Consider the following 21,899-nt stretch of genomic DNA (forward strand, 5'->3'; position numbering starts at 1 on the left):
TGATGCGTTCTGATAAGGGGTCCATGGGGCAAATCATGCAGCCGACCGTCCGGGCGGCTGCGCCCGTGTTCCACAGAATGGACGACGGCGGTTAGCGGCGGGGTTGCAGGCCGTGTTCGTGTGCCCAAGCTGCGGCGGCGGTGCGCGAGGAGACGCCGATCTTGGCAAAGATGTTCGCCAGGTGCCGGCCCACCGTCTTCTGGCTGATGAACAGTGCTTCGGCGGTCTGCTTGTTGCTGGCACCCGCGGCGGTGAACGCCAGGACGTCCGCCTCGCGCTCGGTCAGGCCGCCGGGAAGGCGCCCGGTGGGCGGGCCGCCGTCGAGCCGTTGGACATCCGGGAGGGCGCCGAGTTCGCGGTAAATCGCCAGTGCGGTCGCGGAATCCGCGGCGGCGACGCTGGACTGTCCCAGTCCACGGTGCGCCTGGGCCAGCATCTCGTAGGCCCTGGCGGTGTCGTGGCGGGCGTGCAGGCTGCGGTAGTCGCGGACTACGGCCTCCAGGACGGGCAGCGCCCCGGCGTACTGCGCCTGTGCGATCAGCATGGCGGCCCGCGCCTGGCCGGCCCAGGCACGGAAACCGGCGGTTCCGAACTCGGCTGCGGTTTCCTCCAGCCGGGCGCAGAGCCGCTCGGCCTCATCGGCATGCCCGAGGGCAAGGGCGATGTCGACGCCGGTCACCAGCAGCCGTGCGCAGGCCAGCCGGTCCCGTCCGGCCAGGGCTGCACACAATCCGGCCCAGGCCGTCTCGTTGTTTCCGGCGGCATGCTGCAGCAGCGACTCGCCCGGCTGCGGCTCGGTCCCCAGCTTCCACGCCCGGGCGTAAGCCTCCTCGGCACCCTTGCTGTCGCCGCGGAGCCGACGGAGTTCGCCCAGCTGGTAGTAGGCCTCCCCCGCCACCCAGTTGTTCCGGCCCACCAACTCCGCCCCGGTCTGCTCGATCGCCCGTTCCGCCGCGTCCCAGCCGCCTTCAATGCTCTGTAACTGCAGCCTGTGGATGCGGCAGATGCCGGCATACACCACGTCGCCCACGAACTGCCCGCCCCACTGCTCGGTGGCGTCCGTCCAGGCACGCATCCGGGGCAGGTCGGCCAGCTCGTGGCACGCGTGGATCACCGTGCAGTAGATTTCGCCGGCCCATTCCGGCGGGAGCCGGCCTGCTAGGACCGGAAGCATGGCCTCGTCCAGTTGGGCGAATCCGGAGGCGGTGCTGCCGCTGCGCAAGTCCGCCAGGCCGGCGAGCACCAGGCTCAAGGAGGTCAGTGCCGGAACGCGCATGCTCCGGCCCATTAGCTGCAGCTTGGCTGCGGTCTCACGCGCCGGGGCCAGGTCCGCGGCGCTGAGCGCGAGGCTGGCGTCCAGGTAGAGCAGGTAACCGTGCTCGGGGCCCTCCGGCAGGCCCTGCAGCAGGCCCCGGGCGCGGTTTACCCAGCCGGACGCGATGACCACGTCTCCACGGATGAACCACAGCAACCCCAGGTGCAGGGCCTTCATGGCCGCGTCCGATGCGTCGCCGTCGTCCTGGAAGCGGTAAAAGACGTCCTCGGAAATCTCCAGCGACTCCTGGACTTGGCCGAGCCACCACGCCGCCCTGCCCAAGAGGCTCAGGTCCGCTGTATCCAGTTCCGATAGTGACCGGGCTTGGCCGAGCTGCAGGTACGCGGCGTGCCAGTCACCGCGGGCGTACGCCGTCCGCGCCGTGGCCAGCAACCCGTCGAAGTCGTCCATCCCAGACACCACTTCAACGGTAGCGCCGGGGACGGCGGCGGGTCGAGGGGCTCAGGCATACAACGGGATCACGGTGCGGTATTTACCTCCGGTGGTCTGCTCCGGAGGCTCCGCAGCGGCTTCCACCGTGACATGGGCCAAGCCGAGGCCGGCGAGCAGTTTGGTGAGGCCCTCCAGTACCGTTCTCCGGACCTGTTCGGCGTCTGCGTCCGGGTCCGGGCGCAGCCTCACCGACAGGCTGGCGGGTGCGGTCTGGACGACTTGGAACAGCACCACCCCCGGGGTCCGGTCGACGATGGTTCCGAGGGCCAGGGGCGGCACCGTCACCTCGCCGCCGCGGTCCGCGGCCGGGAAAGTGAGCACGTCCGAGGCCCGTCCCTGCACCCGGATCGCCGGGGCGGGATCCCCGCAGGGGCAGGAATCGGGCCTGACCAGGACGCGGTCGCCGACGTCGTACCGGATGATGGGCTGGACGCGGTTGGCAAGGTTCGTGAACAAGACCGTGTGGGAAACGGTCCCCGGCGGCACGGGCCGGTAGCCGGCGTCGACCGGCTCGACAATCACCCAGTCCTGGAGCAGGTGCAACCAGCCCTCGCCGCAGCCGTAGGCGGTGTAACCGGATTCGGTGCAGCCATAGACCTCCCGCACCACAGCACCGAAGGCCGCTTCCAGGCGGTCCCGTTCATCCGGCGGCAACCCCTCGGCCGTACTGAGCACCAGGACGGGGTGCACCCGCAGCCGGCCGGCCTGTTGTTCGGTGCCCAGCATCCGCAAGACGCTGGCGTACCCGCCGAGCACGGCCGGGCCGAAACTGTTCAGCTGCGCCACCAGCCGGGGCAGGGGCGTGTGGACCGAAAACACTCCCAGGCTGCGGTGCCGGCGCGGCTTCTCCTGTTTCTCCCGGGTGCTGGCGGCAATGGACAGGAAGTGCCCGCCGGTGGCAACCACCCCGGCAAACCGCGTCCCGCGGCGGATCATGCGGACTATGTCCCGCCAGGACAACCATTTGGCGCCCAGGATCCCCATCAGGCCGGAGGTCACGGCCCAGTAACGGTCATCGAGCACGAAGATGCCCCGGGTGCCGGTTGTACCGGCGGTGGTGGCCACCAGGTACTTCCCGGCAAACCGGCGCCCGATCCGCTCCGGGTCCGCTACGAACTCTTGGACCCGGGCCAGGGTCACTGCCGGGTCCGTGGCGACGTCGTCAAAGTGGGCCATCAGCTCCTTCTTGTTCGTCACCGGCAGTAGGGAGACGTCCTCGATGCGCTCGGGCAGCCCGCGGTAGAGCTCGCGGTAGTAGGCCGAGTGGGTCCGGGCGTAGGCGACGAGCTCGGCCAGGCGCGCCTTCTGCCGGCGCCTGATCTCCTCAGGACCCTTCCGGCGGGCCCGGACGGCGTCCCACCACACCCAGGCCGCGCTGGGCCCCCGGTCGCCAGTCCGCGTCCGCCGCCGTAGTTTCATGCATCGACCATAGGACCGGTCCCGGATCCGGCACAGGGTCATTGGTCAGGTGCGGCCTGTGGTCACCACCTCCTTGGCGTGCCTATTTCGTCAAGGCCACCCAGCCATGCCCGCCAGATCATCCAGCTACGATCTCGGCGAACTACGCGGTGACCGGACCCGCGGGGGCTGCGGTGCGGGCAGCACGACTGCGGCGGCCGTGGTTGCGCCGCAATCAGCAGCTCGCGAGCCGCTGATTCTGTGACCAGGCATGGGAGGATCGCGGTATGGATAACTCCCCCGAGGTCCTCCGTTATGCAGCTTTTTCCACGACGCCAGACGGCGGCAATCCTGCCGGGCTGGTCCTGGACGCCGGCCACCTGGATGAGGCCGGGATGCTGGCGGTGGCGGCCGCCGTCGGATATGCCGAGACGGCGTTTGTGACGGATCAGGGCGTCGACGGCGACCCGCGGCGGAGCCGTGTCCGGTACTTCTCGCCGATCGCCGAGGTGCCATTCTGTGGCCACGCAACGATTGCGCTGGCTGTAGCGCTGAGCGTTCGCGACGGGGCCGGATCCTTCACCTTCGACACCCCTGTGGGCCCGGTCGTCATCGAGACAGCTGGCCACGACGCCGACATCACCGCATCGTTTACCGCCGTCGAGCCGCAACTGGCCGAATTCGACGACGCCGTCCTGGCTGAACTCCTCGGACTGCTCGGCGTCGGGCAGGGCGACCTCGATCCGGCCTATCCGCCGCGGATCGCATATTCGGGAAACTGGCATCCGGTGCTGGTCCTCGCCGACCCTGCCCTTTTCGATTCCTTTGGCTTCGACCCGGAGGCGGTGCGCCGCCTCATGCACCATCAGGGCTGGGCGGCAACGGTGACCGTCCTGCACCGGACCGCGGATGGCGAATTCGAAGCCCGGAATCTGTTCCCGGTCGGCGCAATCACGGAGGACCCTGCAACAGGGGCCGCCGCTGCTGCAGTAGGCGCCTACCTGCGCATCCTGGGTTTGGTCGAGCCTCCATCGAGGGTCCTGATCCACCAGGGGCGGCACGTCGGCCGGCCGGGTCTACTCACGGTGGACATTCCCGTTGCCGGTGGAATAGTGGTCAGCGGCACGGCCGTCCGGATCCCTCCGGCCGACAGCTGATCAGGTTCAGGGCGAGGCCGCACGACGGCGGAAGGGGCACCGATGCGGGTGATCGAATCGAGGGTCGATGTCGCGGGATTGACGGGTCGTGACGTCACGGACTTAATGATGGCCTGCACCGATAAGCAGTACCAGAACTGGTGGCCGGGTACCCACCTGCAGCTCCACGTGCTGGGGCGTTCCACCGGCGGGGTGGGTGCTGTGGTGGTGATGGACGAGTTCGTCGGCCGGCGCCGGTTGCGCCTGCGAGGAGTGGTGGAGGCGGTCGAGCCGGGCCGCAGGCTCGTGTGGCGCTTCCGCAAGGTGGTGCCTCTCCCGGCACGCCTGGCTTTGGAGTTCACCCCGGTACCTGGCGGGGTGTCGGTGCACCACACAATCACCGCCGGGTGGTCCGGGATGGGCCGGTTGCTGGACCCGCTGCTGCGGCTGTACTTCTCGCCCCGGTTCACCGCGGACCTGGATGCCCACGTGCGCACGGAATTCCCATTGCTGCGGGACTACCTCCGGCCCGGTTCCGGATCCCACACTGACAACTGACTGCCCAGCCTGTCCCTTCAGGACAAGACCCGATCGACCGGGCCGCCGGTAATGACCGGCAGAGGGAAAGGAATTGTGAGATTCCGATCTATTTGGACCATTCCACAAAATGAATACGGAACCATTTCCATTGTTCACAGTGACCTTGGGCCCAAGAGGTCCCTGGCCTGCTACGTTGTTCCCAGCTGGGGGGCATTGGGTACTCCCTGCACTCTCGAGGGGGAACTCACATGAGCATTGAATATCCACACCCGGCCTACGCAGCCATCGCAGGGGAGACTGAAGAAGCCAAGCGCTCCCGTAAGGGACGGACCAGCATCGGAATCGGTCTCCTTGTAGTGGGTGCGCTTGCCGCGTTTGGCATGGTCTGGTTGTACATGCAATACGGCTCGCTCATTGGCACCCTCAGCGAGAGCGAGAGGGCCGAAGTCGTCATATTCGACGCCCTCAATGTCCTTTTCATTCTCGCCCTGCTCGGAGGCGGGATTTGGAACATCGCAGCACGACGCAGCAAAGCCCCGGCTCCCCCTATTGCGGCGCTTGCCCTGTCCGGCATCGGACTTGCACTTGCACTCATCAACTTCCTGGACGCCCTGAATGTGGAGGGAATGCGGCCAAACTTTTTCGCGCTATTTGTCTACTTGGGCATCCTCGTGCAGGCAATCAGGCTCGTACGGGCGCGTTGATCGGCTTCGAGCCGACCATCAGTTCCTTCGCCAGGGACTGTCACCGCTGTCCTGCCAACAATCCCCACACAGTCGACAGGATAAAGATCCGGATAATCAAAAGAAACGATCCCGCACGCTCACGCGTGAGGGGTCGTTGTTTTTGAATGCGGACTGTAGATCGGCAGGCTACCTGGTCCCGAGGACCATTCCCCTCCCCTGCGCTCACGCGGCGGCATGAGCCCGGCATCGTCCCGTGGTCAAGCTAGTTGGTCCTTTTTGCATCGGACTCGAGGCGGAGTTCGGCTACCAGGTCGTCGAACGGCATGCGCCGGTCACTGGCCAGACGGCGGCTGGCTTCCTCTTCCAGCCGGATCTCGCCGGGCTGCGCCTCGGTGTTCGTCTCGTTGGTCCCGATCGAGGTTAAGGGCCATCGTGCGTAAGTGTCCTTCTGTGAGTTCTTAGTCGTTCTCACCGACCTTCGCACGATGGCTTTTCACATCGCCGGAGCGACACATCAAGCCCGGGAATCCACACCACTGCCAGGGACGCTACCTGCAATTTTGTTGGCCAGGCGGTTCGGCTGGCACTCACGTGTCCTCGGCAGATTTCGGGAACCGCCGTCGAAGATCGTCCAGACGTGCCTGTGTTTCCTCTGCCTCGACGGAGAGTTCTAGGTCGCGAAGGTAAGTTCCGAGACGATCGAGAAGATGTGTGAGATGTTGCATGTGGTCATCTGGGTTTAGCTCAGCAGGCAACTGGAGATGGCCAACAGCTCGGGTAATTGCCTGCACGGCCTCATTACGACGGTCGAGTGCGCTTAACGATTCTCCGAGGAGACCAAGCGCGTGTGCGAGCGAGACTTGGAGTTCGTTGTCGCTGGGGTCGCCGTCAACTAGTGCTTGCCAAACGTTGGCTGACTGTTCGGCGGCGATAGCGGCTTCGGAATGCTCCAGTAGCTGGTTGTGGGCGTAGGCAAGCATGAAAAAAACATCTGCCATGCTCCTGCGTTGGTCCCTGGCTCCACTCGACATGGTGCGATAGATCGCGATGGTGTCCATTAGAGGTTGAATGGAATCCTGCCATCGGCCTGCGGCGAAAAGAGTCGTCCACAATTCTTGAAGGGCATCGCCGAGCGTTCTCATTGAATCGTGGTCATCGGGAGTCTCAGCAAGTGACGCCTGGCAGGATTGCACTCTTTGTGTCAAAGACACGACGGCTTCGTCCGCATCGCCCTTCTGGAGGAGGGCCGGCCCGAGAACTGAAGTAGCTGCGCTCAACCAGAACCGTGCTTCATCATCCACTCCTTCGAGCCCTTCAAGGACTTCGACGGCTCTTCGCGCGGGCCTCACCGCAGCATCCGGTTGGCCGGCCCTCGCGTGAGAGGAAGCCACCCAATAGAGTGATTGCCCGTACTCCAACCGTCTCTTGTGGTCTGCGGGAGACATCTGCCAAAGCAATTCCGCGATGTTAGCCCCATTCGCGAAGTGCTTGGCAGCCACCTGAAAGCGGCCAGCTCTTAACGAGGTATATCCGGCGTGGCGGTAGGCGTTGGAGAGTTCGATGGGATCTTCCCCGGGGGACGCGTCAGACTTGGCTCGAGTGATTTCCAGGCTTCCTTCTGCCAAACCCGCTGCATCCTCCCACCGCTCGTGCTTCATCGCCGTTTGAGCCAGCCTAGCGAGCGGCAGCGCGAGTGAGTCCTTAATCAATTCGCGAATCTCCGAGTCAACCTCCCGATCATCGCGATCGGGGTTCTGATTTGAGCGGGCGGAGTATCTCGACGCTGAAGTATCGACGTTTGCTCGTGCCTCTCTTACTCGCCCCTGGTGCAACTGAACGCTGGCAAGGAGAAGAGGGTCGCATTCCGTTCGCTCGAACCACTTTTCAGCTTCCCGCCACTCGCCCAACTGGGAGCACACGTACGCCAACCTTGTGTGGATACGCTCGAGTCGGACCAAGCGGCCACGTTCCGTCTTTTCGTTGAGGCGGGCTGCCTGAAGCAAATAACTCTTCGCCTCGGTGAGTCGTCCTGCTATTGCCAGCTGCTGCCCAAGCTTTGCGAGCGTTGATGCCTCCTCAGCCGCATCACGATCTTCAACTGCGTCGGCGGGCGGTCGGCTCTCCCAGAGTGACAGAGCGCTATCGAGCGCCGCCCGGGATTCGTTATCGTCCGACAGCTTCTGATAAATCTCGGCCAGTGCCAACCTGTCCGAAATCGGGGCGTCGCTCGTCGACCTTCGTGCGGCCCATCGTTTTAGCAGTTCTGCAGCCTTTCTACGACGTTCTAGAGACAGTTCGGCCTGATCCATTTCTGCATCGATGTCTGCCAGGGAGACGAGGTATTCTGCCCGCAAATTGTCGTTGAGATCCGGGAGTGCCGCAAGGTCGCGGTATATCGAGGAAGCGGCATCGAGATTCTTGTGCGCTTCCGAGTGTCGTCCCAGTTCTCGTTGAGCGCATCCAATGTTCGCTAAGCGCTCCGCCAGATCAGCACGCCCGACAGCACCGCCACGGACTAGGTGCGGTTCCAGTAGTTCCAGTTCCCACAGATCCCACTCGATACTTGTTTGGTCCGTCGATGGCGCGGAGAACCCCACAAGCGCGGTTGCCGTGCTTCGCGTCAAAGCGTTCAGCTTGGGTAAGGCCGCGATGGGTCCTACGGCCGCCCGAATGATCTGGTGCTGTGCGTTGGCTGGATTCGACGTGAGCTCACGCAGCCACTGCTCGGCCAGAACGGCGCCAGCTAGGGCGAGTTCCTCGGGGGCTGAGGCCTCACGGATGGCGCGAGCTGCCAATTGATGAATCGCGAGGCGGCCAACCTGCCAGCTTCCTGTGAGCTGGATGATTCCGTAGTCAACGAGGCGTTTGACCCCGGGATGCATTCTCGTCCTGGTTGCCGGCAGATCTGCCTCACCTGCAACCCACTCGCAGACACTATCCCGCTGCCAGAGCCACGTGGGGTGTCCATCTGGATCCTGCAGGGCCGCGACCATTGCTGTCCGTTCCACCACACCGTTCGGCATGCCTCGAGCGGCTTTGTCTAGTGCGACCTTCCACGTAGCGCCTATAAGCGTTGGATAGCCTCCAGCATCAGAATAATCGGCCGCTTCATCCATTCGCGGGGACTCATGGAACTCTTTGACCCAGTCAGAGACAGTCATCCTGTTGGCGGCAATTGTGGAAGCCGCAATGGACAGCGCCAACGGGTGGTGCCTCACTGTGTCGGACAACCCGGCCCTGTCATGCGCGGACGTCTCGGGCAGGCGGGTATTGAGAAATTCTTCAGCCTCGCCCGGAGAGAACAGCTCCGCTTCGACCTGATGGCCAGAGCCGCTGATCAGATGGGAGGCGCTCAATGTTGTGATGAGAACCCGTCCCCTCGGATTCGTCCCCGGTGGGACCAATTTGCGCTCAATTAGCTCTGCGGCGTTCGCGTCGTCGAAGACGATCAGCCAGCGCATGTCGGCCGTTCTCAGATGATCGAGCAGTCCGCGCGCAAGCTGGTCTTCGCGATCCCCGGCGTTTGCTGCGACGGAGTTTTTGGGGCCACCATCAAGTCGTTCCGCTGCCCGTGCCAATTCCCGGGTTACGGCCACGGCATCGGCGGACTCCACCCAAATCAGCAGGTTGTGACGCTCGTCGCCTAAACTCCCGAGCGCTTCCTGCATGATCTTGCGCGCCGCGTAGGATTTCCCCAAACCAGGCCCGCCACGCAACCACACACGCCGATCGCCGTTGTCCCCCCAAAGTCGGTCAATCTCGTTCTCGAATGCACGAGGCTGATAGTGGCCCCCCACCTCCGCAAAGTTCCCAACAAGTATCTGATCGGTTGGCGATCCTTTTGATTGTTGCGGTAACGCGTCAGTTGGTACGTGGACCGCAGAGATGGGGAGGCCGACATCATCCACCTGGTCAGCAGTTGTCGATGGCCAAACAATCCTTCTGCGTCCTGGCTTGTCGCCGTTCAGCATTTTCGCTTCGCCAACCGTTGGCGCTGACTTCGTATGGGAGTCGAGGAACCACTGGGCGGCTAGTACGGCGAGCCTAGCCGTCTGCCTCCGGAAAGTGTCGCCAGCAGATTTTCCTTGAACTCCTGCTTGGTTTCCGCGATCGGTCCAATGCATAGTCGCAAAGTCCTTGCCGATGCCGGGGGCGAAAATGTCCGCCTTGACCTTCTTCCCATCCTTGAGGATTTCATCCGGAAGCAACGGCAGCAAAGGGCGTTGGTCGTTGTGTTCCAGATTCCAGGCCACCTGAGCCAAGAGAAGGACCTCACGCTCGCTCAGGGCGCGGTTCTTATTGAGAGCGCTACGCACCATTCCGTCATCAGCGAGGTCCACGGAAGCCATATAAAGCGAATTTCTCAGCGATTCGGTGTTGGCAGAATCGACAAAGCTGTCGACAAATTGTCGCGCTGCGAAGGGCAATTCGGGGCGCTCGAACGCATTGGGGTCGAGGTGTTGACTGTCCGTCAGGCCGTATCTAGCTACCAAACTATGGAGATAGGCTGCGAGAACCACCACAGGCTCCGCTGTGTTCGGAGAGTATCCCAAAACGTCTTTGATTGCTTGTGTGAGTGTGCCGTTTACACGCAGCTCCGCGTTTCCCATGACTGGATTTTCTCACCTGTCGCACTTAATCTGCGCCAAGGCATCGCTAGGCATACGGGCGGTTGATGCCTAGCGGTGCCTCGTTCGATCGTGGAACCAGCGTCAACTGACGCATCTGGAACGGAAGGAACGCAGGACATGAACACAACCATTGCGGCGCTACTTATCGGGGCGGCTGTTCTCGCTGCTTTTTCTCTTTGGATATTCACTTACCTGAGAAGCCAACGGTCATCCCGGCCCCGATTTGCTGTACCGCCTGTTTACACGAATCATGCAAGGGAGCGGATGCTCGAACGCCAGGTGCAGCAGCACCACATCGAAGAGGTTCTTGCCAAGCCCAGTCGACAGATCCCGGGTCGGGATAATGAGAGCGTGCGCCTCGAAGCCCAGATTGATGGACGGATCCTGAAGGTCTGGGTAGTAGCAGAACACTGGATTACAGCAAACAAAGCGACAGTGAAGACGACGGCGTGGGCTGACCTAGTCCAGACGTTTCAGATCCCGGCTGGTCAAACTGGAATCGTCATCGGGCCTGGGGGCTCCAGCATTCGCCAGATCGAGGCCGCCACGAACGCTCGGATAAGTATCGGCAGGACTGGGATGGTGACAGTTTCGGCCGGCTGTGCTGCGTCCGTTGAGAAGGCCAAACAGATGATCTTCAGAGTCATCGATCGCGCCCATGGCGCGGGCCCCAGCGGCTATCGAGCAGCCTGAAGTGCTCGTGCGTAATCCTACGAAAAACGTAAGGAGGTGATCATGATGACCAGCAAGAATTCCAATGGCGCAGCAAAAACGGGAGCCGTACCCCGCACGGTTTCTCCGGCGCGCCTCCAGCAGAAGACTGGCTCAGCCAACGCGTTCGGCGGCTACGAAAAGGTGAAGCATTCCAACAACACCTTCAGCATGCGTACAACGAAGAAGTGACTCGGAAGTAGGAAATCGCCTCGTCCGGATAGCCACTAATGGCGGCCCCGGACGGGGCGCTATTCATAGGAAAGAAGGTGCGTCCCCTCTAGATGAGATCAAGCCAATCCGGCACGAAAGCAGGCCTACATGAAGGAATTAGCGGCTGCCGTAGTGGAGGCCACGGACATCGTGAGGCTATGCGATGTCAAGGTTGAAATTGATTGGTACGTTGATTCATGGGTCCGGTATGCGACAAGTCGAGTCGCAAACATCGATAACATCGTGAAGCCGATACTGGATGCTGTGTCAGGTGTAAACGGAATCATCGCGGATGACGGCCAAGTTCAGGCGGTTGACGTTCGGTGGATAGACAAACTTGGCGTAAAACAGGACTTCCGTCTTCGTGTGGACCCGCTCTCCAATGCCGACATTGCATACCAGCGGCAGAGCCTTCGATTCGCTGAGTTCGGCCCCTCCCTGTGCTTTCCCGTCCCAGGTAATTTCACCGCTACACAAGTGTCACTTTGGCTCGGCAGCGTAAAGCACCTCGTAGATGCACGACAGCAAGCCATCGACCGCGGTGCTTCAGAGTACGAGCTTCAGAGGATGTCCCCCATACAAAGATTTTTTTCCTAGTTCCCGGCTCAAACTAAACGGGTTCGCTCCAATTCCGTGGGAGCAGACGATAGAAGCCGATCCCCCGGACGGGACGGCCTAGGCCGCTATAGAACAACTACCGCAATACTTTTGCGTGAGCCCTGCAGCACTTGGATGTAAAAATCCGCTTTGGAAGGGCTGCCATGCTCCTGGCTGGCCGTGCAGTGGCTTATGCGCCACCCGGGCCAGCCGACGGATTAAGCGATCAGCACGGGCTCACGTGTCCTGGCCACGCAGACGCCATCCTTAACTATGTAGCAATCGACATAGTGGTTACCGGCGTACAGCGTGCTCTCAGTCCGTTCCTGTTGTCCGGCGTCTTTCGTGATTTCGCCCCGCAAGGACCCTCGTGCCGTAGCTTCCGCGCCGTGGTTTCGCACCTTCCAGAACACGTGATAGGGACCCGGAACTGTCGTTTCCGTAATCTTGAAGCGGAGTGAGTGCTCTTTCGGCACACGCCCGCCCGTGGCTCTGAGTGCCCGGCGCGCCGCCCGGTTCAACTGTTGCGGCGGTGACACCTCGCAAACCATCGAGAGGCGGTACGACTCGTTGACCGGGAACATATCCTCGATGAACTGTTCGTTGGGAGCACGATCGATGCGGGGTTCGTTTTTGGTGAGGACAGTAGCCGTGCTGGAAGCTACAAGCCCTAAGAGCGAGTCCGGGAACGCCGGGCCAAATACTGCTCGCCAACCGGAGACACTTTCAGAGACCGTTGAGGCGTCATAGGCTTCTCGGATGCGCGGCACAAGATTATGAATCTTAGTCCGAAACGCTTCGAACTGGGATTCGGTCCACCGGTGGTCAAAGGTAGTCGCCGGGCAACTGGGATCAGCAATCGAAGGCTTGGACCACTGGGACTGGAGCCAGCGGTCGAGGTCCTCTACCAGGTTAACAAGGGTGGAGGGGACATCCTTGTACTTGTCCGTCCCATATACGCGCCATGCGTCAACGAGGTTACCCACTATCGTCGTCAAGAGCACCGACTTGATGCTGAATGCTTCTTGATGGTCGCGGAGGTACTTAAGCAGACGAAGGACTTTGCGAAGGTTGCCGTTGGTCAGATCGTCCTTCTCCTGGATCCACTCGGTGAACCCGACGGGGTTGGCGTCCTCGAACTCATTAGATTTACGGTTGACAATGGCCTGTCGCCCCGAAGCAAGAACCACGTAAGTGACAATGTCAATGTGCCAGTCATTCGCGTAGCTGACCCGGACACAGCGGTTCTTCTTGGTGGCCATTGGCCCATAAATACTGTGGCTGGAGATGGCTGACCAGACAGCATTTGCATAGCTGCGCGGGTTATCGTTCCCGTCCGTGTCCTCAGCCAGTTGCACGAGAAAGTCAGCATCGAACTCGATGTTGTCCGGCGGACGAATTATGGTCCTATGCGCCCACGATCCCTGGGGAACCGTGTCCAAAAGCCTGCCATCCATATCCGATGACCCTTTGAGCGCCTCATTGATGCTTCCAACGCGTGCATCGAGGTGGGCAAGTCTGAGTTTGCGCGCTTCGTTAGAGAGCGCCGAGGCCTTGGCCTGGTCCCGTCTCCCCATGTACAGGCAAGATGGTCCTTCTCTCCACGCGCAGGAATGACCCGAAGATCAGTCCGGACAAGGCTCGCGGGAAGTCCCCACTTGCCGCGGCATTTCGGGGCACCGCGCATGAAGGTTGCTGAGTGGGCTTCGGCGCCTCAAAACTTCGTGCTACTGGGCGATGTCCAAGATCAGCGGCATGTGGTCGCTATGCGGCAGCCAGTCTTCGGAATCCCCTACGCGAAGATCGGCCGGGATGCCGTCGCTCAGGAATGCGTAGTCGATGTGATGCCCAAATCGGAGGTTCCGGGTGTGAAAGTACGTTTTCGTCGGCTCCGCCCCCTGGCCGTCCACCTCGTCGCGGTGGTACACGCTACTGAGCCCAAGCCCAGCAAGTTTCTCGACCAGCATGCTGTGGTTCCTGCCCGGATGCGCCCTGTCCCAGACTGTGTTGCTGTTGAAGTCCCCGATGAGCAAGGCGTCGCTGCCGGTAAGGAATCCAGCGTGGCGGTCCACTACTTCATGGGTAACGCGAACATACCTGAGCTCGCGATCCAACTGATGCGCCCAAAGAGCAATGACGTTGAGGCCATCCATCGAGAAGGGAAGATGCCACGGCAAGTTGGGATCCGCGTGTTCTGAAATTTTGTAGCGAGCGTTGGTGAAACCAATAACTCCGAGACCTTTGTTCAGATTGCTGCCCGTCCATGCCGCGAAGGGTTGTTCAGCCGCGGAAATGTCTTTCTTGGCGACCTCTTGGAGAATGACGACGTCGGGCCGCAGCGCCTCGATCAGGTGGCGTTTCTTGTAGTACGCCATAGAACAGTTCCACGAGACGATTCGCACTGGGTTCCTTTGCGCTCGGCGAAAGTGCTGATGGCATCATACCGGCGACACTTGCTGGCTGAGTTCTGGCAGGCGCATGGCAGTCCTCCCGGTCTCCCAGTGTCGGAGCCGACCGTTGCCTGCAATTCCTGGCGCAGCCAGCCCCGCATGTCATGGAGTGCGGGGCCTGCTGGAACGCACCGGCGGGAAGACCCTCGGCCACCCAGCTTCTGTGGGAGGGTAGCGACAGTTACTGCAGCGTGTTACGCCAGTCTTCCCTCCAGTTTCCGTAGAGCTCATACACGAGGTTGGCTGAAGGCTCAATCCATCGCCTCCCGCTCGTTGGCAAGCAAGGCAGTCGATCGTCTTCGTATACGGAATTCCGCGTGCATTGGTTTCGAGCAGTGCCGGAAGCAGGCGCTTTCGTTGCCCCGGCGGCCGGACTCCCTGCCTGTTGCTGAGCAGGCCTAGCGACCGACGTTAGTGGCCACACGAGTTGCTCCTGAAGTCTCACGAACTCAAGCACAAGACCCACATACTTGAAGTCAGTCTTGTCTTTCCGAAGCTGGCTGAGGTCAAGGCGACGACGTTCGTCCACGTATCGGGTAAGCATGACAGTTCCCCCCGGGAATCCGGATCCTGGCAACCCCACGAGGGCGTGGCCCCAGTCGGCCAGGAGATCAAGCCGGTTCATTTCGAGTTCTGCTGGCGTGGTGCCTTGGCCGTAAACATCGGCCATTGCAGCCCACGTATTGAGCATGCTTTGAGACAGTCGTCGTTTAGGGCTTTGCTCAGGGCGAATTTTCTAGCTCGATAATGTCCAGGACGAGGCGAACTACCTGCGCAGCCCGGAGACGCCGGGCAACCAGCCGGCCGACGGCGAGGAGACGCTGGCCTCGAAGTACCGCCGGTTCTCCAGCCAGCTCTCCCGGGCGTGGGCGCTCTGCTCGGGTTCCGAGACAATAGCGGAGCTACGGCCGGAGATCCAGGTTTACGAAGAGACCCGGGTCTACATGGCCAAGTTCGACGCCGCCGACCGGCAGTCCAGCGGGGAACCAGTGCCGGAGGAGATCCAGCGGCTGCTGGGCACCCTGATCGCTACCGCGACGTCCTCCGGGGAAGTACTCGACATTTACGAGGCTGCCGGTATGCCGAAGCCGTCGCTGAATGACCTGACGCCGGAGTTCATCGCGAAGACGCAGCAGGCGCGTAACCCGCAGCTCGCGATTGAGGCGCTGCGGAAGTTCATTGCTGATGAGTCGGCGAAGATCACCCGGAACAACGTGATCCGCCAGCGGGCGTTCTCCGAGCGGATCACCGAGTTGATGAAGAAGTACACCAACCAGCAGCTCACGTCCGCTGAAGTGATTGCGGAGCTGGTGGAACTGGCCCGGGAGGTTGCCGCCGAAGGCAACCGCGGTGCGCAGTTCACTCCCCCACTGAATACAGACGAACTAGCCTTCTACGACGCTGTAGCGTCGAATGAATCGGCAGTCGAAGTCCAGGGCGAGGGCGTCTTGGCAGACATCGCCCGCGAACTGGTCTCAGTGATGCGGCGGGACGTGCGCACTGATTGGACCGTGCGTGACGATGTTCGGGCCAAGCTGCGATCCTCCGTAAAGAGGCTCCTGGTCCGTTTCGGCTACCCGCCGGACAAGCAGCCCGAAGCCATCAAGTTGGTCATGGAGCAGATGGAATCCATGGCACCGCGGTTTGCCGAGGCACGGCGCTAAATTCGTTCCTCGAATTCTGTCCTGTCATATGCGTCCAATCTCACGCACCTGAAGTCGTAGGTGCGGAACCGATCATCTCAAAAGAAGAAGGATTCCCAAATGGTAGCAATAGCCGACCAGCTTATGCCGGCGACTGAGATGTTTTTAGGTCTGTCTTCAACAGGCTGGACGGCTTTGACGGCCCTGGCGACTGCCCTCTTGGTCCTCGCCGGTGTAGCAACCGTTGCGGCCGCCATAGGCGACAGCCGGGCCCGCAACCGGCCAGTACTGACTCCAGAACTTGAGCTAACGAAATGGGGAGGCGGGCTTGATCTCGCAATCACGAATCACGGAGCTTCGCCTGCTTCAAACGTCTTGGTGACATTTACCAAGGACTATGTCGGCGCTAAGCCACCCGCCGGAAGTAACGCGGAACTATATAAGGAATATCTCCTGAAGAAGTATTCCAAGCCTATTCACACATGGGGTCCTGGGCAGAAGGAAGTAAATGGCTGGATCTTGGGAACGGAACACCAAAAAGCAATAGACGGCCTGCCTAAGGATGACGAAGAGATCACCATTTCGTACGACCGACGGAGCATCTTCAATCTCGTACCAGGAGTAAATCGCCGGTATACAGAAACATTTCCCGTAGCGATGGTCAAGCGCATGCACGACCTCACCACCACGTCTAGCCGGGACCTAGATCAGCAAATGAAGGAAGTCATTCAGCAACTGAAGGGCATCGTCCAAGCTGTCAATAGCGGGCGGAAATGATATGATTCCTTCACTGGCTCAGCCATCGCTGAAGAACGAGGGGGGCGGCCAAGCTGTTCATTTCAGCTCCGGCAGTTATCTGTCGACGCGTTCCGTAAACCAGCTTCCAGTTATCGACTCCGTGTACGAGCCCACACAAGAATCGCCTTAGCTAGCACGAACGACTCCCGCGATCTCCTCCGCCATTTCCTCGATGGTGGTAAGTGACGAATTGAGCGCCAAAATTCCGGCCAGCAGAGGCGACTGGGCCACGACCTCATCCTTGGACACTCGATGCCAAACCGGGAGGATCAGGTTCTCTCCGGACTCCATCTTTCTCCCAAATAGAGCGTCGAGCTCCGCCTGCGTCCATTGCTTTCTGAAGAAATCCGGCGACACAACGACCACACCGAACCGGCAGTTCGCGATCCCAGCTTCAATCTCCTGACGGATACTCTGGCCGAGTTTAATCTTTAGTTCATCAAACCAGACTGAGATTCCACGGCTTTCAAGAGCGTCCTTCAGTGGGCGTGCGATGTCGTCCTTATCTTCACTGGCGTGTGAAAGAAACACGTCTGATGTTGCGGTGACCGACTTGCCGGCCGGAATCGCTGATCCAATTCGAGCAGGAGTGCGAAATTGAACGGCAGCCCGATCATTTTCCCGTCTCAGCTGGGCGAAGGCCTTAGTTTGCGCATCTCGTTGTTCCTTCTCGTACTTTTGTTGAGTGGCGTAGACCTTCGTTTCAATGCCAGCGAGTCTGGTCTCGGACTCCGCACGCTTCTTCTCGGCGTCATTTGCTGCCTTAGTCGCACGCTCCGCTTCGGCAAGCTTGCTTTTGATTGTCGAACTGCTTGTCGACCTGCTGGCCGCACTGCTCGCGTCTGCCGCCTTCTTCCGTTGAGCTGCCACCACCCCAGAAGCCTTGGCAACGTCACCTCTGAGCCTGGATGACTCAGAACGCAGGCGCCGCAACTCGCTTTCGTGACCCAATGATGCCCCCCTAAAATTCCAATAGCGGTTACCCCCACCACGCCCATACAGCCTGGCTCTGCGCCCCGGCGCATCCAGTCTGGGGTACTTAGTTACAAATGGCGTCGCAGCCCCCGTTGCGCGCTCGATGGTGAGAAACCTCCGAGCTGACCGCCGGCGAGTCGACTTTCCCAAACAACAATCCGCGGAACGAAGGTCGCCGTCGGGAGGCGTCGCCTCCTCGTCGTCATCCGAACGACCAAAGAAGATCCAACTGAACTGTCGAACTACCAACCAACAGGGCGACGAGACTACACGTCTTGCCAATCAAGTCGACGCGAGAAAAGAGAGAGGGCTGCGGCGGCGGCGGACTAGAAGTCCCAGTCGTCGTCCTCAGTGTTGACTGCCTTGCCAATCACGTAGCTCGAACCCGACCCCGAGAAGAAGTCGTGGTTCTCGTCGGCGTTCGGCGACAGGGCCGAGAGGATCGCCGGGTTCACGTCGGTGACGGAGGCCGGGAACATAGCCTCGTAGCCCAGGTTCATCAGCGCCTTGTTGGCGTTGTAGTGCAGGAACTTCTTGACGTCCTCGGCCAGACCGACGCCGTCGTACAGGTCGTGCGTGTACTGGACCTCGTTCTCGTACAGCTCGAAGAGCAGTTCGAAGGTGTAGTCCTTGATTTCCTGCTTGCGCTCCTCGGACAGACCCTCCAGGCCCTTCTGGAACTTGTAGCCGATGTAGTAGCCGTGCACGGCCTCGTCGCGGATGATCAGGCGGATCAGGTCGGCCGTGTTCGTCAGCTTGGCGCGCGAGGACCAGTACATCGGCAGGTAGAAGCCCGAGTAGAACAGGAAGCTCTCCAGCAGCGTCGAGGCCACCTTGCGCTTCAGGGGGTCGTCGCCCTGGTAGTAGTCCATGACGATCTGGGCCTTCTTCTGAAGGTTCTCGTTTTCGGTGGACCAGCGGAACGCCTCGTCGATCTCCTTGGTGGAGGCCAGCGTGGAGAAGATGGAGGAGTAGCTCTTGGCGTGCACGGACTCCATGAACGCGATGTTCGTGTACACAGCCTCTTCATGCGGGGTGAGCGCGTCCGGGATCAGCGACACGGCGCCGACGGTGCCCTGGATGGTGTCCAGCAGCGTCAGGCCGGTGAACACGCGCATGGTGAGCTGCTGCTCGGCTGGCGTCAGGGTGTTCCAGGACTGGACGTCGTTGGACAGCGGCACCTTCTCCGGCAGCCAGAAGTTGTTGACCAGGCGGTTCCAGACGTCCACGTCCTTGTCGTCCTGGATACGGTTCCAGTTGATCGCCTCGACGTGGCTAAGCAGCTTGACCTTCTCGGTCATGTCATCCCCTCAATGTTGGGTTAGTTCTCTGGTTAAAGCGTACGACGGCGGGCGGGCACCCGCCGTCGTACTGGCACAACTTAGTTGAAGCTTAAAGCATGCAGGAGACGCAACCCTCGACCTCGGTCCCTTCCAGCGCGAGCTGGCGGAGACGGATGTAGTAGATGGTCTTGATGCCCTTCTTCCAGGCGTAGATCTGGGCCTTGTTGATGTCGCGCGTGGTGGCGGTGTCCTTGAAGAACAGCGTCAGGGACAGGCCCTGGTCCACGTGCTGCGTGGCCGCGGCGTAGGTGTCAATGACCTTCTCATAGCCGATCTCGTACGCGTCCTGGTAGTACTCCAGGTTGTCGTTCGTCAGGTACGGCGCCGGGTAGTACACGCGGCCCAGCTTGCCTTCCTTGCGGATCTCGATCTTGGACGCCACCGGGTGGATCGAGGAAGTGGAGTTGTTGATGTAGCTGATCGAGCCCGTCGGCGGAACGGCCTGCAGGTTCTGGTTGTAGATGCCGTGCTCCATGACGGAAGCCTTCAGCTCGCGCCAGTCATCCTGCGTGGGGATGTGGATGTTCTTGAAGAGCTCCGCGACCTTTGCGGTCTGCGGGACCCATTCCTGCTCGGTGTACTTGTCGAAGAACTCCCCGGAGGCGTACTTGGACTTCTCGAAGCCGCCGAACGTCTGGCCCGTCTGGATGGCCAGCAGGTTGGAGGCGCGGACCGCGTGGAACACCACCGAGTAGAAGTAGATGTTGGTGAAGTCCAGGCCCTCTTCGGAACCGTAGTGCACCCGCTCGCGGGCCAGGTAGCCGTGCAGGTTCATCTGGCCGAGGCCGATCGCATGGCTCTGGTCGTTGCCGCGGGCGATCGAAGGCACCGAGGTGATGTTGGACATGTCCGACACGGCCGAGAGGGACCGGATGGCCGTTTCGATGGTCAGGCCGAAGTCCGGCGAGTCCATGGTCTTCGCGATGTTCAGCGAGCCCAGGTTGCAGGAGATGTCCTTGCCCGTGTGGTCGTAGGACAGGTCATCGTGGTACGTGGTGGGCTGGGAAACCTGAAGGATCTCGGAGCACAGGTTGGACATGATGATCTTGCCGTCGATCGGGTTTTCCCGGTTCACGGTGTCCTCGAACATGATGTACGGGTAGCCGGATTCAAACTGGATCTCGGCGAGGGTCTGGAAGAACTCGCGCGCCTTGATCTTGGTCTTCTTGATCCGGGAATCATCCACCATCTCGTAGTACTTCTCGGTGACCGAGACGTCGGAGAACGGCATGCCGTAAACCTTTTCGACGTCGTACGGCGAGAACAGGTACATGTCCTCGTCCTTCTTGGCCAGCTCGAAGGTGATGTCCGGGATCACGACGCCGAGCGAAAGGGTCTTGATGCGGATCTTCTCGTCCGCGTTCTCGCGCTTGGTGTCGAGGAACCGGTAGATGTCCGGGTGGTGCGCGTGCAGGTACACAGCTCCCGCACCCTGGCGGGCGCCGAGCTGGTTGGCGTAGGAGAAGCTGTCCTCGAGGAGCTTCATCACGGGGATGACGCCGGAGGACTGGTTCTCGATCTGCTTGATGGGCGCGCCCACTTCGCGGATGTTTGTCAGCGCGAACGCCACGCCGCCGCCGCGCTTGGACAGCTGCAGGGCGGAGTTGATGGAGCGGCCGATCGACTCCATGTTGTCTTCGATGCGGAGCAGGAAGCAGGAGACCAGCTCGCCGCGCTGCTTCTTGCCGGCGTTCAGGAACGTCGGGGTGGCCGGCTGGAAGCGGCCCTCGATGATCTCGTCCACCATCGAGGTGGCGAGCTTCTCGTCGCCGCGGGCCAGGTGCAGGGCCACCATGCAGACGCGGTCCTCGTAGCGCTCCAGGAAGCGCTTTCCGTCGAACGTCTTCAGCGTGTAGGAGGTGTAGAACTTGAACGCGCCCAGGAACGTCTCGAAGCGGAACTTCTTCTTGTACGCGCGGTTGAACAGCTCGCGGATGAAGTTCATCGTGTACTGGTCGAGAGTCTCGCGCTCGTAGTACTCGTTCTTGACGAGGTAGTCGAGCTTTTCCTCGAGGTCGTGGAAGAACACGGTGTTGTTGTTCACGTGCTGCAGGAAGTACTGGTGTGCGGCCTCGCGGTCGGCTTCGAACTGGATCTCGCCGTTCGGGCCGTAGAGGTTCAGCATGGCGTTGAGCTCGTGGTAGCCCAGGCCCTTGTAGGCGGCCGGCATCTCGGGCTTCGTCTTAAGTTCGACGGCGTCCGGGCCGGTGTGCGGGGCCGCGCCTTCCGTTACTGCTTTGTCTGCGACAGTCGTGTCCAAAACTCTTCCAATCCTTGTTGTACGCGGTTGACGTCTTCCGGCGTCCCCATGAGTTCGAAGCGATAGAGGTGCGGGACCTTGCACTTCGCGGCGATGATGTCGCCGGCCATGCAGTAGTTGTCCCCGAAGTTGGTGTTTCCAGCGCCGATCACTCCGCGGATCAGCTTCCGGTTGCCCGGATCGTTCAAGAACCGGATGACCTGCTTTGGCACAGATCCCTCTCCACCGGTGCCGCCGTACGTGGGAAGCACCAGCACGAACGGCCGGGTTGCCACGAGCGCCGGTTCCCTCGGGTGGAGGGGGATCCGGGCGGCGTCGAGGCCCAGCTTCCGAACGAAGCGCGCCGTGTTCTCGGAGGTGGAGGAGAAGTAGATGAGGTGGCTGCCGGTGGTCCGGACTTCCGTTGCCGGCGGCGTGCCGGCGGTTGCCAGTGCCATGGGGGTCACCTCATCGATGTGTTCTGTCGAAGCGGTTCAGGCGACGGCGACGGCGGACGCCTGAGCCAGCTCTTCGATCTTGTCGGGGCGGAAACCGGACCAGTGGTCCTGGTCCGTGACGACTACCGGGGCCTGCATGTAGCCCAGGGCCTTCAGGCGCTCAAGGGCATCCGCATCCTGCGAGATGTCGACGCTCTGGTAGGTGATGCCTTTCTTGTCCAGCGCACGGTAGGTCGCGTTGCACTGAACACAGGCCGGCTTCGTGTAAACCGTAACGGTCATGGTCCCTGTCCCCTTTTGTTGAAGTCTTTGG

The 21,899-nt window shown here is 61.2% G+C and carries 18 protein-coding genes and 1 pseudogene; 8 read left to right on the forward strand and 11 right to left on the reverse strand.

All coding sequences use genetic code 11. The features are described 5' to 3' along the window. Positions 1 to 91: 91 nt before the first annotated feature. Positions 92 to 1,726: a LuxR C-terminal-related transcriptional regulator gene (locus ACTWQD_RS08820; protein WP_443195882.1), complete on the reverse strand. Its 1,635-nt coding sequence runs from the start codon at positions 1,724 to 1,726 to the stop codon at positions 92 to 94. 51 nt (positions 1,727 to 1,777) lie between these two features. Beyond that, positions 1,778 to 3,187, reverse strand: a complete 1,410-nt coding sequence (locus ACTWQD_RS08825; protein ID WP_443195773.1) for a phenylacetate--CoA ligase family protein — start codon at positions 3,185 to 3,187, stop codon at positions 1,778 to 1,780. Positions 3,188 to 3,453: 266 nt separating this feature from the next. On the opposite strand from ACTWQD_RS08825, the gene ACTWQD_RS08830 reads away from it, so the two are divergent. The 3 genes from ACTWQD_RS08830 (at position 3,454) to ACTWQD_RS08840 (ending at position 5,546) form a co-directional block, all read left to right on the forward strand. After that, positions 3,454 to 4,323: a PhzF family phenazine biosynthesis protein gene (locus ACTWQD_RS08830; RefSeq protein ID WP_443195774.1), complete on the forward strand. Its 870-nt coding sequence runs from the start codon at positions 3,454 to 3,456 to the stop codon at positions 4,321 to 4,323. Positions 4,324 to 4,365: 42 nt separating this feature from the next. Next, entirely contained in the window at positions 4,366 to 4,860 is a 495-nt protein-coding gene (locus ACTWQD_RS08835; RefSeq protein ID WP_443195775.1) for a hypothetical protein, read from the forward strand. Positions 4,861 to 5,090: 230 nt separating this feature from the next. Next, the gene (locus ACTWQD_RS08840) at positions 5,091 to 5,546 is read left to right on the forward strand and encodes a hypothetical protein (protein ID WP_443195776.1); all 456 of its coding nucleotides are present in this window, start codon (positions 5,091 to 5,093) and stop codon (positions 5,544 to 5,546) included. Between the two features lie 244 nt (positions 5,547 to 5,790). Here the strand turns inward: ACTWQD_RS08840 and ACTWQD_RS08845 are convergent, their stop codons facing one another. Then, on the reverse strand, positions 5,791 to 6,000 hold the full coding sequence (locus tag ACTWQD_RS08845; RefSeq protein WP_443195777.1) for a hypothetical protein: 210 nt from the start codon (positions 5,998 to 6,000) through the stop codon (positions 5,791 to 5,793). A 115-nt stretch (positions 6,001 to 6,115) separates the two neighbouring features. Further along, positions 6,116 to 10,138, reverse strand: a complete 4,023-nt coding sequence (locus ACTWQD_RS08850; protein ID WP_443195778.1) for an NB-ARC domain-containing protein — start codon at positions 10,136 to 10,138, stop codon at positions 6,116 to 6,118. A gap of 138 nt (positions 10,139 to 10,276) precedes the next feature. Between ACTWQD_RS08850 and ACTWQD_RS08855 the strand changes: the two genes are divergently transcribed. From ACTWQD_RS08855 to ACTWQD_RS08865, 3 genes are all read left to right on the forward strand, one after another. Then, the gene (locus tag ACTWQD_RS08855) at positions 10,277 to 10,852 is read left to right on the forward strand and encodes a KH domain-containing protein (protein WP_443195779.1); all 576 of its coding nucleotides are present in this window, start codon (positions 10,277 to 10,279) and stop codon (positions 10,850 to 10,852) included. Between the two features lie 42 nt (positions 10,853 to 10,894). Then, a complete protein-coding gene (locus ACTWQD_RS08860) occupies positions 10,895 to 11,062 on the forward strand; it encodes a hypothetical protein (protein ID WP_443195780.1) in 168 nt (55 codons plus the stop codon). A gap of 129 nt (positions 11,063 to 11,191) precedes the next feature. Then, positions 11,192 to 11,680 (forward strand): hypothetical protein, encoded by a 489-nt coding sequence (locus tag ACTWQD_RS08865; RefSeq protein ID WP_443195781.1) that lies wholly within the window; start codon positions 11,192 to 11,194, stop codon positions 11,678 to 11,680. Positions 11,681 to 11,898: 218 nt separating this feature from the next. Here the strand turns inward: ACTWQD_RS08865 and ACTWQD_RS08870 are convergent, their stop codons facing one another. Together ACTWQD_RS08870 and ACTWQD_RS08875 are read right to left on the reverse strand one after the other, a co-directional pair. Continuing rightward, the gene (locus tag ACTWQD_RS08870) at positions 11,899 to 13,257 is read right to left on the reverse strand and encodes a nucleotide-binding domain-containing protein (RefSeq protein ID WP_443195782.1); all 1,359 of its coding nucleotides are present in this window, start codon (positions 13,255 to 13,257) and stop codon (positions 11,899 to 11,901) included. 150 nt (positions 13,258 to 13,407) lie between these two features. After that, on the reverse strand, positions 13,408 to 14,082 hold the full coding sequence (locus ACTWQD_RS08875) for an endonuclease/exonuclease/phosphatase family protein (protein ID WP_443195783.1): 675 nt from the start codon (positions 14,080 to 14,082) through the stop codon (positions 13,408 to 13,410). Positions 14,083 to 14,891: 809 nt separating this feature from the next. On the opposite strand from ACTWQD_RS08875, the pseudogene ACTWQD_RS08880 reads away from it, so the two are divergent. After that, positions 14,892 to 15,794: pseudogene (locus ACTWQD_RS08880) on the forward strand (DUF3387 domain-containing protein); the annotation flags it as partial. A gap of 99 nt (positions 15,795 to 15,893) precedes the next feature. Beyond that, positions 15,894 to 16,550, forward strand: coding sequence for a hypothetical protein (locus ACTWQD_RS08885; protein WP_443195784.1), 657 nt, complete (start codon positions 15,894 to 15,896; stop codon positions 16,548 to 16,550). 147 nt (positions 16,551 to 16,697) lie between these two features. Here the strand turns inward: ACTWQD_RS08885 and ACTWQD_RS08890 are convergent, their stop codons facing one another. The 5 genes from ACTWQD_RS08890 to nrdH all read right to left on the reverse strand — a co-directional run bounded on the left by ACTWQD_RS08890 (position 16,698) and on the right by nrdH (position 21,868). Further along, the gene (locus ACTWQD_RS08890) at positions 16,698 to 17,444 is read right to left on the reverse strand and encodes a toll/interleukin-1 receptor domain-containing protein (protein WP_443195785.1); all 747 of its coding nucleotides are present in this window, start codon (positions 17,442 to 17,444) and stop codon (positions 16,698 to 16,700) included. Positions 17,445 to 17,872: 428 nt separating this feature from the next. Continuing rightward, on the reverse strand, positions 17,873 to 18,847 hold the full coding sequence (gene nrdF / locus ACTWQD_RS08895) for a class 1b ribonucleoside-diphosphate reductase subunit beta (protein ID WP_443195786.1): 975 nt from the start codon (positions 18,845 to 18,847) through the stop codon (positions 17,873 to 17,875). A 91-nt stretch (positions 18,848 to 18,938) separates the two neighbouring features. After that, on the reverse strand, positions 18,939 to 21,059 hold the full coding sequence (nrdE, locus tag ACTWQD_RS08900) for a class 1b ribonucleoside-diphosphate reductase subunit alpha (protein WP_443195883.1): 2,121 nt from the start codon (positions 21,057 to 21,059) through the stop codon (positions 18,939 to 18,941). 59 nt (positions 21,060 to 21,118) lie between these two features. Then, complete coding sequence (gene nrdI / locus ACTWQD_RS08905; protein ID WP_443195787.1) at positions 21,119 to 21,586, reverse strand: class Ib ribonucleoside-diphosphate reductase assembly flavoprotein NrdI; 468 nt, start codon at positions 21,584 to 21,586, stop codon at positions 21,119 to 21,121. Positions 21,587 to 21,622: 36 nt separating this feature from the next. Next, a complete protein-coding gene (gene nrdH, locus ACTWQD_RS08910; protein ID WP_056429759.1) occupies positions 21,623 to 21,868 on the reverse strand; it encodes a glutaredoxin-like protein NrdH in 246 nt (81 codons plus the stop codon). Positions 21,869 to 21,899 lie beyond the last annotated feature (31 nt).

Source organism: Pseudarthrobacter sp. 1C304 (assembly GCF_052245515.1).
Taxonomy (GTDB): Bacteria; Actinomycetota; Actinomycetes; order Actinomycetales; family Micrococcaceae; genus Arthrobacter.